We start from the raw sequence: 13,148 nt of genomic DNA on the forward strand, positions 1-13,148 counted from the left end.
CAGTGGTCTATAAGCCCCCTTCGGCGCCGACCTTGAGCAGCGCCCACGGCGAAAAGCTGTTTCGTAATTGCGTGACCCGCGATAATCAGTGCTGATGGTTGGGGGAAATTCAAACTTTGCATTTCTTCAGAAGCTTGAGCCCCAGGTCTATCGCCTGGGGCTACTCGCGGAGCGCTATTTTGCAGAAGACCCGAACACATGCCTGATCAAGCTGCGTCAACTCTCTGAACTGACCGCGCAACTAACTGCCTCGCGGTATGGTCTTGAGGTTTTCCCCAGTGACAATCTTGCCGATATACTTCGGCGTTTGAAGTTTGAATGCAGCCTGCCCGGCGAAGTCGGTGACTTGTTCCATTCTCTTCGCATCGCTGGAAATCAGGCGGCTCATGGCAGCGCGGACGATCACGCCGGTGCGCTCAATGGGCTCAAGCTCGCCCGTCAGCTTGCCATCTGGTATTCGCGAACCTTTCACAATCCAGCCGACAAGTTCGGCCCATTTGTCCCGCCAGCACGCCCCACCGACGCTGATGCCGCACTTGCCCAGGAATTGGATCGTCTCAAAGCCCAACTGGCAGCAACGCAGACCGAGGCGGAGCGACTCAAAGCGGAAGCTGTCGCGGCAGAAGCAAAGCTAAAGTCGGCAGCGGAGACCGCCGCTAACGAGCGGCAAGAGCGCGCAATCTGGGAGAGTTTGGCTGAAGAGGCGGACAAAGGACGCTCCGAACTTGCGGAGCAACTCGAGGCCGCGCTCTCGTTCGCGAAGGGCAACAACGCCCCAGCGCTTGAAATCGTGGCGGAATTGGCTAGGGATGCCGCCGATCAGATCAATCTCGATGAGGCTGGCACTCGGGCGCTGATCGACCAGCAACTTCGTGACGCCGGATGGGAGGCGGATACCCCGGCCTTGCGCTACGCGAGTGATAGCCGCCCGGTCAAAGGGCGAAATCGGGCTATCGCTGAATGGCCGACGATGACGGGACCTGCTGATTACGCCTTGTTCTGCGGGATGACCCTGGTTGGAACGATCGAGGCCAAACGTCGCAATCGCAACGTCATGGCCGTTTTGCGTCAGGCCGAACGCTATGCCTCCGACATCCATATGCAGGAGGCCGAATTTGCCGAAGATGGACCTTGGCTCGAATTCAAAGCCCCGTTTGCATTCTCAACGAATGGTCGCCCGTATCTGAAGCAAGTGGAAGCACTGTCTGGCATCTGGCGGCGCGACCTTCGCGATCCCAATAATCCGGCAGAAGTTTTGGCCGGCTGGCCTTCGCCCAAGGGCCTGCTGGAACGACTGTCTGTCAACAAAGTGGCTGCCCATAAGGAACTCGCATCGCAGCCGTTCGACTTTGGCTTTCCCCTTCGACACTACCAGCGCGAGGCCATTCAAGCCGTCGAGGCGGGGTTGGCGGACAATCGCCGCGCGATGCTGGTGGCGATGGCCACCGGAACGGGCAAGACCAAGCTCGCCATCGCGATGCTCTATCGGTTGATTTCGGCCCGGCGTTTCCGACGGGTCTGTTTCGTCGTCGACAGAAGCGCTCTCGGTCGCCAGACCAAGGATGAATTCACCACAACCAAGGTGGTCAATGGCAAGGCCTTTGCCGATATCTTCGGCTTGAAGGGCTTGGCCGATGTGACCCCTGATGACGATACCCGGGTGCATATCTGCACGATTCAGGGCCTAGTGCGCAGAGTGCTCTATTCCGCGAGCGCCGAAGACGCGCCGCCAATCGATCAATACGACCTGATGATCGTCGATGAATGCCACCGGGGCTATCTGCTCGACCGGGAAATGTCCGATGGCGATCTCAGCTTCCGCGATCAGTCGGACTATGTCTCGAAATATCGCCGGGTCCTTGAGCATTTCGATGCGGTCAAGATCGGCCTAACCGCGACGCCCGCGCTACACACGACCGACATTTTCGGAAAACCAGTCTTCACCTATTCCTACCGTGAAGCCGTAGTCGACGGCTTTCTCAACGATCACGAGCCGCCCATCCGGATTGCCACCAAGCTCTCGGAAGGCGGCATCCACTTCGTGCGCGATGATACGGTCGATTTCGTCCATCCCCCGACCGGCCAGGTGGAAACGATCACGCTTGCCGATGAGGTCGATTTCGAAGTCGAGCAATTCAACAAGGGTGTTGTGACCGTCCCGTTCAACCGGGCGGTTGCCGAAGAACTGGTCAAATACATCGATCCCGGCGATCCCGATAAGACGCTGATCTTCGCCGCCTCGAAGGCGCACGCCGATATCCTCGTCAAGGAGTTGCGCGACGCGTTCCGCAAAGCCTACGGCCCGTTGAAAGATGAAGCCGTCCAGCGGTTGACCGGCGATGTCGATAAGATCGAAAACCTGATCTTGTCCTTCCGCAACGACCCGCTGCCCAAAGTCGCGGTGACCGTCGATCTGCTGACCACAGGCGTCGACGTCCCGAAGATCACCAACATCGTTTTCATGCGACGAGTGAACAGCCGTATTCTTTATGAGCAGATGCTTGGCCGTGCGACGCGCCTCTGCCCTGAAATTGGCAAAGAAGCATTTCGTATCTTCGACGCGGTAGACCTCTACGCGCACTTGCAGGATATGACCGACATGAAGCCGGTCGCTGCAGACCCCAAGTTCACCCTGACCAAACTGTTCGAAGAGCTGGCCGGTCATGGTGATGCGCCGCACAAGAACCGCGTTCGCGAACAGATCATTGTCCGTCTGCGCCGCCGCATCAAAAAGCTGACACCCGAGATGCGTGCCCGATTCGAAAAGGAGGCTGGCGAAACACCCGAGGCCAGCCTTGACCGTTTCATGCAAGGTGATCCCGTTGATCTCTCGAACTGGATCTCGGATCGTCCCAATCTCGGCCCGATCCTCGATTGGATCAATGAGGATGGTACCCCGCGCTATGTGCCGATCAGTGAGCACGATGATGAGGTGGTCAGCGTCACACGCGGTTACGGCACCGCTGACAAGCCCGAAGATTTCCTCGACAAGTTCACCCAATTCGTCCGCGACAATGTCAACCGGATCGCCGCCCTGCGGATCGTCGTACAGCGCCCGCAGGAACTGACGCGTGAAGAATTGCGCCAGCTCCGGCTTGAGCTGGACGCGGAAGGATTCACCGACAGCAAAATCAAGCGCGCCTGGGCCGATGCCAAAAACGAGGACATTGCAGCCTCGATAATCGGCTACGTCCGCCAGGCTGCCATTGGCGACCCTCTCGTTTCCTACGCGGATCGTGTCCGCCACGCTGTCGATGCCATCCTGCGCAAGCGGCAATGGACCGAGGTCCAGCGCAAATGGATCGAGCGCATTGGCCGCCAGCTCGAACTCGAGATCGTGGTGGACCGGGCCGCGTTTGATGCCGAGCCATTTGCCTCGCTTGGTGGCTGGCCACGGATTGACCGTGTCTTTAATGGCGAGCTGGAACAGGTCGTTCGCGACATTAATGAGAATATCTGGAAAGAGGCAGGGTAATGAACGGATCTAGGGCGCGTGAGACCGTTCAAAAGCTGTGGAACGCCAGCAAAAGCCTGCAAGGCGGCGGCGTCAGCTATTACGAGTATGTCACAGAGCTGACCTACCTTCTGCTGCTCAAGATGCTCGAAGAGGTTTCACGTGACGGCAAGAAGTTGGAAGAGCGCCTTCCTGCCGATTGCCGCTGGGGTGCGCTCAAAAAGCTGGAAGGCGAAGCCCGGCTCGTTCGGTATCGCGCATTGCTGCTCGAACTTGGCACGCGGGCTGACATCAATTTCCCGCTGGTGAAACAGGTGTTTACCGATGCGAAGACATCGCTGACCAAGGCGACCGCGCTTACCTCCCTCATCACGACCATCGACAATGTCGACTGGTATGCTGCAGAGGAAGATGGCCTTGGCGACCTTTACGAGGGCTTGCTTGAACGCACGACATCGGAACGCAAATCGAAGGCTGGGCAGTACTTCACCCCGCGCCCGCTCATCGACACGATCATCGAACTGGTGCAGCCCAAGGCGGGGGAGATCATCCAGGACCCGGCAGCAGGAACCGGCGGTTTCCTGATCTCGGCGCACCGCGCGATCTTGCGCGACACCGACGATCTGATGAAGCTGAGCCCGGAAATGGCGCACTTCCAGCGCCACAATGCCTTCCAGGGCGCAGAGCTGATCACCGGCACCCACCGCCTCAATACCATGAACCTGCTGCTGCACGGCATCGACCAGCCCATCGACTGTATCGACGCGCTGACATCTGATGCCGAGAAGTTCGACAAGGCGGATCTGATCCTCACAAATCCGCCGTTCAACAAGTTCCCGGAACGCGTCACCCGTAGTGATTTCGTGATCACCGCCGGGGCCGCCAAAGGCCCGCTACCCTTCGTCGAACACGTCGTGCGCAACCTGAAAGTTGGTGGCCGCGCCGCTATCGTGATCCCCGATAACGTACTGTTCGAAGACAATATGGGCCGCGATCTGCGCAATTGGCTGATGGACCTGTGCGATCTGCACACCATCCTGCGCCTGCCCACCGGAATCTTCTATGCGCAGGGCGTCAAGACCAACGTCATGTTCCTGACCAAGAAGTCCGAGGAACGCATCGGCGCGACCAAGCAGGTCTGGTTCTATGACCTGCGGGCGCAGATGCCCAACTTCGGCAAGACCCGCACGCTGACGGCAGACGATTTCGCGCCGTTCGTAAAAGCCTACGGACCCGATCCGTTCGGCACTGCCAAGCGCGAGGACGAAGGCGAAGCCGGGCGGTTCCGCGCCTTCACGCGCGAAGACATCGCCAAGCGCAATGATTACCTCGACATTTCCTGGCTCCGCGAGGACGAGGAAGAAGTCGAGGAAGGCTTGACCGAGCCCGATGACATCGCCGCCGCCATCCTTGGCCACCTGCGCGCCGCGCTGGAGGAGATCGAGGCGGTTGCTGACGAACTGGCCGAGACCGAAAAGGTTGAGGCGTGACTTGTAACGTCTATTTGGAGACGACAGGCCTCCAGCGGGATTTGGAACCCGTCAACGATCTGCGTGAATCGGGGACGCCGTTCGTCGATCTAAACTACAGCATGAGGAAGGCCGCGCTTGAACGCGCTCATGAAATTAGGAAGTTCGAAATCGAGCTTTATTGGAAGCGAGCGAATTATTTCTGGTTGTTGCAGGCTGCCGTTTTCGCTGCAATCGGCTTGATTTGGAAAGGCGGGGCCGACGGAGTCCCTGTGACAGTGCCCGTGGCACTCGCTGCGCTTGGCACGGTTACGGCGGCGGCAGGTTGGTTCTCAGCTCAGGGATCGAAATTCTGGCAAGAGAATTGGGAGCATCATATCGACATGCTGGAAGACGACTTTGAAGGTCGACTTCACAAGACTGCATATGTCGGAAAATATGGTCTTCGTTGGTCAGTCTCTGGCGTGAACGACAGATTGAGTATCTGTTTCTTTGTTTTCTGGTTGTTTCTGTTGGCGGCAGCATCTCATGTTGCGAACCCCAACTGGACATTGCGGCCATCTGACTTTCAGGCTTCCATAAGCTTGACGGAAATCGTGAGCATTGCCTGCTGGATCGGTGCAGCGCTCGGGATTTGGGCCATCTATTGGCGTCCTACAGAACTCAAAGGCAAAAAGGTCGAATTTGAAGTTCAAGAAGAACGCCAGCCAGTGCAGACGTTTCGCCCACGCTTGACCAAGGACAAGAATGCCAGGCCCTATCTCGTCGATCGGGAGCCTAAAACATGACCTCCGAAACTTTTGGTCGTACCATCCAGCTTTTCCTCGTCGATGGCACTCCCATCGGCCTGCGCAAGGCAACCATTCATGGTTGGACTGGACTCACCTTTGTCGCCACTGGTACCACCTTTGCCGCGCTGACGGCCCGGCCAGAGCTGGACCGGACGGGCATCTACATCCTGTCTGGCCCCGATGCCGAAGCCGTTGGAGGCACGCGCGCCTATATCGGTTCGGCCAACAGCGTGCGCGAGCGGATCAAGCAGAGCGCCGCGCAGCGCGAGTTCTGGGAAACCGCGATTGCCGTCACCACCAGCGATGATGATCTGTCTAAGGGCCATGTCGAGTATCTGGAGGCGCGGCTGATCCATATGGCAACCGAGGCGAACCGCGTTACCCTCGACAATGGCACCAGCCCCGCCGGGCAGCGCCGTCGCCTGCCAGAGGCGGATCAGGCGAACATGGAGCAGTTCCTAGCCAATCTGAAAATCATCCTGCCGGTTGTGGGCCTTGATCTTCTGAAGCCTCAACCGCGCGCGGTGACGCAGACGGCCACCCCGGTGGCGCAGCGCACCAGCGGCGAGATGACCTTCGAAATCCGCCACAAGTCCGGCGTGCAGGCGCAGGCAGTGGAGGAAGATGGCGAATTCGTGGTACTGGAAGGTTCGCAGGCGCTGAAGGACACCGGCTATGTCCAGCAAAGCTATGGCGCATTGAAAGACAACCTGGTCAAGCAAGGCGTGCTGCAACCCGGTGCCGATGGCCGGTACACCTTCGTCAAGCCCTACAGCTTCTCTAGCCCCTCCGCCGCTGCCGCTGTTGTGCTGGATCGCAACAGCAACGGCTTGTCCGAATGGAAGGTGAAGGCATCTGCCGCTTTACCGTCAGGCCGAGATAATGGCCGCCCAAGGCATCGAGATCGACCGCTCGACGCTGGCAGGGTGGGTCGGGCAAGCATCCGTGCTGCTCGACCCGATCGTCAGTCGCATCCGCGAGGTCGGACTGACGGCTTCAAAGATTCACACCGACGATACGCCGGTCCCTATGCTCGATCCGGGACGTGGCAAGACGGCAACCGGCAGGCTCTGGGCCTATGCCGTCGACGATCGCGGTTCTGGTGCGACCTCACCGCCGTTGGTCTGGTATGAGTTCACCACCGACCGGACAGGCGCACATCCCCAACGGCAGCTGGCCAGTTTCACCGGCTATCTTCAGGCGGACGGCTATGCCGGATACGACAAGCTCTACGACACCAACCGCGTCACCGAGGTCGCCTGCTGGGCGCATTTCCGCCGCAAGATATTCGACATCCACGCGACCAAGCCGACACCGCTCACCACTGATCTGCTGGAACGCATCGGCCAACTCTATGAGATCGAAGCAGAGGTTCGCGGCCATCAGCCTGATATCCGACGACGAAGCCGACAGGACCGCACCAAGCCATTGATCGACGAACTGCACGAGGCGCTCGACGATGCGCTGCGCCGTCTTTCGCCCAAGTCGGAGATGGCCAAGGCGATCGCTTATGGCCGCAAGCGCTGGGTCGCGCTCACGCGCTTCCTCGACGATGGCCGACTGGAGATTGATAACAACATTGCGGAGCGCGCCATGCGCTGCGTGGCCCTGGGCCGCAAAAACTGGCTGTTTGCAGGATCAAAGGCGGGCGGTGATCAGGCCGCTGCCATCTACTCCATCATCGAGACTGCCAAGCTCAATGGCCTCGAACCGCAGGCCTACATCGCCGATGTCATCGCCAAGATCGCTGGCGACTGGCCTGCCGCGCGCTGGGATGAACTCATGCCTTGGAACTGGCAGCCAGATCAGCAACCGATCGCCGAAGCCGCCTGATCTGCGGCCTCCAGCCCACGCTTACGGAGTATGCCGGGGGCAAGGCGATCAAGGCGATCGCGCGGGATCTGCATGTGTCGCGGAAGGTCATCCGTAAGGCGATCCGAGCGCCGGAGGGCGCATTCGACTATCAGCGCAAGATTCAGCCACTGCCCAGGATCGGTCCGTTTCAGGATCGTCTGAACACGCTGCTGGAAGAGAACGAGGTGCGCGGCAGGCGTGAACGGCTGCGGATGACGCGGATCCATGACCTGCTGGTGCGCGAAGGCTTTGAGGGTTCCTACGATGCCGTGCGGCGCTACGCGGCGCGATGGAAGATCGAACGGCGCAAGGATGCCGGCGATGGCGTCACCGCCTTTATCCCGTTGATGTTCAGGCCAGGCGAGGCCTACCAGTTCGACTGGAGCCATGAGGATGTCGAGATCGCCGGCAAGCCGATGCGGGTGAAGGTCGCGCATATGCGACTGTGCGCGTCACGCGGGGTCTATGTCCGAGCCTATCCTCGCGAGAGCCAGGAGATGCTGTTCGACGCGCATGCGCGCGGCTTTGCCTTCTTTGGCGGCGTGCCGGAGCGCGGCATCTACGATAATATGAAGACGGCGGTGACGAGCGTGTTCACCGGCAAGGAACGAGTCTTCAACCGGCGGTTCCTGATCATGACCGACCATTATATGGTCGAGCCCACGGCCTGCTCGCCTGCGGCGGGATGGGAGAAGGGCCAGGTCGAGAACCAGGTGCAGACGATCCGTGGCCGCTTCTTCCAGCCCCGGCTGCGGTTCGCCAGCCTCGAAGAGCTTAATGGCTGGCTGGAGGCCGAGTGTCGGCGCTGGGCGGAACGGCAGGCCCATCCCGAACAGGGAGAGCTGACCGTGGCGCAGGTGCTGGAGATCGAACGATCCGCGCTGCAGCCGATGCTGGGGCCGTTCGACGGCTTCAATGAGAGCGAGCATGCCGTGACGGGCACCTGCCTGATCAGCTTCGACCGCAACCGTTACTCGGTGCTCTCGACGGTGGCACGGCGCACTGTGCAGGTCCGCGCCTATGCCGATCGTATCGTCGTTCGCTGCGGCGAGGAGGTTGTCGCCGAACATCCTCGCTACTTCGGGCGCAACCGCACGATCTATGATCCCTGGCATTATCTGCCGGTGCTGGCCCGCAAGCCCGGCGCGCTGCGGAACGGCGCCCCCTTCCAGGGCTGGGATCTGCCACCGGCGCTTGCCCGCCTGCGCCGCAAGCTGGGTAATGGCGACGATGCTGATCGCCGGTTCGTCCGTGTGCTGTCGGCTGTGTTGACCGATGGCCTGGAGCCTGTCGAAGCGGCGGTGCGCGAGGCACTGGCGACGGGCACGGCAAGCGACGACCTGATCCTGAACATCCTGGCGCGACGCCGGGAACCGCCGCGTCCACTCACGATCATCACCTCCGAGGACAGCGCGCTGCGCCATCCTCCGATCGCCGACTGTGCCCGTTACGACCAGCTGAGGACCTTCGATGCAGCGGCATGACATGATCGAGGCCATGCGCGGGCTCGGGCTCAAAGGCATGGCAGGCGCGTTCGACGATGCGGTCACCACCGGCCTTCAGCGCCAGCGCACCACGATGGAGATATTGACCGATCTTCTGAGGGCGGAAGCGACGCATCGCCACGCCGCGTCGATCCGATACCGGATGGCGGCCGCGAGGCTGCCGATCGTGAAGGACATCGACGCCTTCCGGTTCGAGGGCACCCCGATCAACGAAGGACTGGTGCGTTCATTGCACAGCGGCGCGTTCCTGCCCGCGCGGCGCAATATCGTCCTGGTCGGCGGTACAGGCACCGGAAAGACCCATCTGGCCATCGCCATCACCGCTAATGTCGTGCGCTCGGGTGCGCGGGGCCGCTACTTCAACACCGTTGATCTTGTGACCCGTCTCGAAGAGGAGGCCAGGATCGGCAAAAGCGGCACACTCGCCGCCCAGCTATCCCGCCTCGATCTCATCGTGCTCGATGAACTGGGGTATCTGCCGTTCGCCCGATCGGGCGGCCAGTTGCTGTTCCATCTGATCAGCAAGCTCTACGAGCAAACCAGTGTCATCATCACCACCAACCTCGCCTTCGGGGAGTGGCCCACCGTGTTCGGTGATCCCAAGATGACCACCGCGCTCCTGGATCGCGTCACCCATCATTGCGACATAGTCGAGACCGGCAATGACAGCTGGCGCTTCAAAAACCGGAGCTGATCCTCCCCATCGGCCCTCAATTAAAAGATGCTTTGCGCTGCGCGCGCCTTCGGTCGGGCTACGCCCTCCCTACGCCGCGCGCAGCGCAGGAGAGCGCGTCAGATCAACCTTGCGCCATCTTGAAATGGGGTCCCTTTTGCGCGCCGATAGGGGGTCCCGTTTGCACGCCGATTGACAAGCCGGTAGCTACGGCCTGAGCCGCCGCCATAGCCGACGTTGAAGCCGTAGTTCTGCGGCCGTAAAAGCCGCCGCTCGTAGCTGAGTCCTGAAATCAGATATAGAATTTGAACGGAAGCTTTGGCTCGCCATCCATCGGTGCCGATATCAGCACGTCGCCCACTGCGTTGGCGAACCGGATTGTGACCGGCAGTCGATCGTTGTGAAGACAACTGTTGAAGTTGATTTTGGTCAGACCCATAACATCCGCAAGCACAGTATCAAGGGAACAAATGCCCCGCGCGACTCGCACAGAAATGGGATTGGGTGTCTCGGGTCCCATGTAGGTATCGAGGCGCGGCGCGTAGCCGGATGTCCACAGGAATGCGTGGCGGTTGGAGGTCTCGAGCGCCGTCCCGCGAATGACCGGATAACCGCCCGGCCGGTAGAGTTTCACATTGTCCTTTGCGTCGGAGATCTGGACGCCGACCAGATTGGTTTCTTCTCCGCAGGCGGACTGGAACCCCAGCCACTCTTCGTCGGTAAAATTGGAGGGCGCGTGGATGAAGAGCTCGCGCGGTGGTGCGTTATGGAGTCGCTCATATTCCCCGACGACCATACTCACTAAGTTAGCAGCCGCCGGCTCATCTAGGTGGAACTGCCGGGAATCAGTGTGAAACCAAGGCCCCAGCGCGCCTCGGAACACGACACCCTCCCCATCGGAAAGGAACATCTGCGCGGCGCAGCACGCATGGCGGGCGTCCGCGGACAATTCGCTGCGTTTGTAGACTAAGCCGACATAGCAGACGCCCGGGCGGACATTGGCGAGCTGCCAAGGTTTGCCGCCCGCCTTGTAATAGGCGCCAGTGCAAAGCTTCCACGCGATCGTAGCCGGATCCTCGACACGACGTATTGGCATGCCGCTCTCTCGCTTGAATTCGTCAGGCGTCAAGGTCGTTTCACGAACAATCTGAGTAACGATCCGCTTCGAGAGCAGCCTTGCCTTAAGCTGTCGCCGGAAATGGGTGGCATATTGATAGACCGCCGCTTCCCGCTCATCGTCCCCGAACAGGGTTGGCTGCCTCTGCAATTGGCGTGCCCGTGCAACCGTTATCGAGACGACGCCGGCGCTTCGTTCGGACTTGGGGACGGAAGACTTGGGACGCCCTAGTGAGTAGACAATTTCCGGAATGATGACGAACCAAAAGGCCGGCGGATTCTCCATGCGGTCTGCTTCCGCAATGAGGCGCGCCACATAAACATCGACCGCGCCGCGCACAGCTTCGTGCCGATTGTCGATCTTGAGAATGCGCTCCAATTCACCTTCGTCTAGGTCGTCGATCACGCGTACCGGCTCATCAGGCCAAGCCGCGTGAAAGGCCTGCTCGAAGCCAGGGAAGGGGACATGCTGGGGCTCGACCTCGCGGGAGCGCAGCCCGGGCTTGGGAATCTCGATCACCCGGGTGATCGAAGCCGACCAGCGGCGAAACCGTTGGACGCCCTGCGCAGTGCCGATGACCCCATAGCGAATGCTCGGCAGGTCCCGGGGATCGCCAACCGGCCCATAGAGAAAGAGACCATCACGTGGATAGGCCAGCTTTTGCCCCATCGCGAATTCAAGCGTAGGTTCGCGCATATAGCGCACCCGCGGATAAGTCGGCGCGCTACGCTGCGTCCGACGCGTCTTCGATTTCGTCGAAGCCATCATCGTCATCCTCATCAATGGTAGGATCGTCTTCATCGCTCATCTGGTCGTCGCCGGCGAGCGGGATGCTGACGGGCGCGGTCCACTGCATTGGCGGAATTTTGAGAGCGATGCTTTCGCTGCTGCTCATAGGTACTTCGAGGACCGCTTTTCCCTCCGCCATCCAGTGCAGGAACGCCAGCAGCATGTCCCGCCAGCGTGCGTTGCGCCAGCCCTTGGCAAACGAGCGACGTTGGCGATGCATCTTCTTCACATCGTCCATCGCATTCTGGCCATCGGTACTAAAAATAAGGCGGCTGAGCACCCGCACATGGCGAACTGGTGCAGTGCGCGCGGCCACGGAAATACCGAAATGCCAATGCAGGCCACGCTTCGAGGAGTAGCCCTGAATTTGCCGAGAGCCCGACCATTGACCCATCTGGAACGCGACCTGATTGGATGGCGCCACATCGGCGCGCGCCCACCAGGCCAGCTGAGTGCCAGACAGCTGGTAGGGTTCCAGCTGCCGGCTCCGAAAAGCGGCTTCCAAACCTTGGCGTACAAGGTCGGCAAATATGTTGCGGGAGACCCAAGGCTCGATCGCATTTTCTTCCCAACCCTTGTCGAGAAAGGCTCCCAGCGATAGCGAGCCCGCTGCGCGTAGGGGAAGGCTTGGCCCGAAATGATCCTGCAGGTCATGCGCGGGCGCGAAGGTCAAAAATCCCTCGCGGAACGGGACCAGCGGCCACGGCGCACCCTTGAGGCTCTTGTCGATCGCGGCCTGAGGCACACCATCTGGAAAGCGAAACTGGCGGATGCGCTTGGGTACTGCGTCCATCAGCAACCAGTTGGAGATGAGGGCCTCTGGCTGCGACTGGATCCGCCTGGCATTAATAAGATGCACGTCGCGCCAGACGCTGCCATTCACGGGTTCGGTTCGGGGGATGCGGTAGGTTAGCCCTAAGACATCTAGCAACTCGGCCAGACCTGCGGCCCAGCTCTTCTCAAAATCGATATATTGGGCATGGGCGATCAGAAAGGGTGCTTCGAACGGCGCCAGCTTCAAGGGGATGATGAACTCCTCGTCACCAATCCGGCGTGCGATGTCGGACGCAATCTGTATCTCGTTGCGGACGCCCTGCTTGTCCACCGAGACCGGATCCGCGACCAGGAGCACTTTGGCCGCGCGATGGCGTAGGGCATGTTCGAGCTTGCGCTGCCAATCATCGCCGCCCTTGAGGCGCAGGACGTCAGCCCAGACCTCATAGCCCATCGCCGCCAGCTTGGCGCCGAGCCAGAGCGTGAACATGTTCTGCTCCGGGCTTGCGTGGCTGATGAAGATCGCTTCGCGTGGTTCCTCTTGGTCCAATGCAGCTCCTCGCACCTGTTTTGTTCTCCACCCATACCTTGTCTGGACGCATGACGCGACCGCCAATTGAGCAGGGTTCCGTGAGAACCGAGGCTACGAAAATGTGTTGGCTCGTCCTGTCGCAAAGATCGATCTTGAAAAACTTCACTCTCGATTCGTGGTCATTGCGCTG

7 protein-coding genes and 2 pseudogenes are annotated in these 13,148 nt (G+C 60.2%); 7 read left to right on the forward strand and 2 right to left on the reverse strand.

Annotated elements, in window-relative coordinates; translation table 11 throughout:
* The first annotated feature begins 94 nt into the window (after positions 1 to 94).
* The 7 genes and pseudogenes from hsdR (at position 95) to istB (ending at position 9,767) form a co-directional block, all read left to right on the forward strand.
* On the forward strand, positions 95 to 3,475 hold the full coding sequence (gene hsdR, locus SBA_RS04875; RefSeq protein WP_261936085.1) for a type I restriction-modification system endonuclease: 3,381 nt from the start codon (positions 95 to 97) through the stop codon (positions 3,473 to 3,475).
* Complete coding sequence (locus SBA_RS04880) at positions 3,475 to 4,944, forward strand: HsdM family class I SAM-dependent methyltransferase (RefSeq protein ID WP_261936086.1); 1,470 nt, start codon at positions 3,475 to 3,477, stop codon at positions 4,942 to 4,944. Before hsdR ends, SBA_RS04880 begins: the two co-directional genes overlap by 1 nt.
* Entirely contained in the window at positions 4,941 to 5,711 is a 771-nt protein-coding gene (locus SBA_RS04885; protein WP_261936087.1) for a RipA family octameric membrane protein, read from the forward strand. The genes SBA_RS04880 and SBA_RS04885 overlap by 4 nt, the downstream gene beginning before the upstream one ends.
* Positions 5,712 to 6,283: 572 nt before the next feature.
* Positions 6,284 to 6,505, forward strand: a pseudogene (locus SBA_RS04890) (DUF4357 domain-containing protein); the annotation flags it as partial.
* A gap of 61 nt (positions 6,506 to 6,566) precedes the next feature.
* Positions 6,567 to 7,547: pseudogene (tnpC, locus tag SBA_RS04895) on the forward strand (IS66 family transposase); the annotation flags it as partial.
* Complete coding sequence (istA, locus tag SBA_RS04900; RefSeq protein ID WP_261936681.1) at positions 7,544 to 9,052, forward strand: IS21 family transposase; 1,509 nt, start codon at positions 7,544 to 7,546, stop codon at positions 9,050 to 9,052. The pseudogene tnpC and the gene istA, both read left to right, overlap by 4 nt.
* Positions 9,039 to 9,767: an IS21-like element helper ATPase IstB gene (gene istB / locus SBA_RS04905; protein ID WP_261934260.1), complete on the forward strand. Its 729-nt coding sequence runs from the start codon at positions 9,039 to 9,041 to the stop codon at positions 9,765 to 9,767. The genes istA and istB overlap by 14 nt, the downstream gene beginning before the upstream one ends.
* Before the next feature lie 271 nt (positions 9,768 to 10,038).
* Here the strand turns inward: istB and SBA_RS04910 are convergent, their stop codons facing one another.
* A complete protein-coding gene (locus SBA_RS04910; protein ID WP_261936088.1) occupies positions 10,039 to 11,664 on the reverse strand; it encodes an argonaute/piwi family protein in 1,626 nt (541 codons plus the stop codon).
* Complete coding sequence (locus tag SBA_RS04915; protein WP_261936089.1) at positions 11,588 to 12,976, reverse strand: toll/interleukin-1 receptor domain-containing protein; 1,389 nt, start codon at positions 12,974 to 12,976, stop codon at positions 11,588 to 11,590. The genes SBA_RS04910 and SBA_RS04915 overlap by 77 nt, the downstream gene beginning before the upstream one ends.
* Between the last annotated feature and the right edge of the window lie 172 nt (positions 12,977 to 13,148).

It is taken from the genome of Sphingomonas bisphenolicum, assembly GCF_024349785.1.
In the GTDB taxonomy this organism is placed as follows: domain Bacteria; phylum Pseudomonadota; class Alphaproteobacteria; order Sphingomonadales; family Sphingomonadaceae; genus Sphingobium; species Sphingobium bisphenolicum.

Coding starts and splice junctions, on each gene's coding strand:
- hsdR (WP_261936085.1), top strand. CDS start 95: ATGGTTGGGGGAAATTCAAACTTTGCATTTCTTCAGAAGCTTGAGCCC.
- SBA_RS04880 (WP_261936086.1), top strand. CDS start 3,475: ATGAACGGATCTAGGGCGCGTGAGACCGTTCAAAAGCTGTGGAACGCC.
- istB (WP_261934260.1), top strand. CDS start 9,039: ATGCAGCGGCATGACATGATCGAGGCCATGCGCGGGCTCGGGCTCAAA.
- SBA_RS04910 (WP_261936088.1), bottom strand. CDS start 11,664: ATGAAGACGATCCTACCATTGATGAGGATGACGATGATGGCTTCGACG.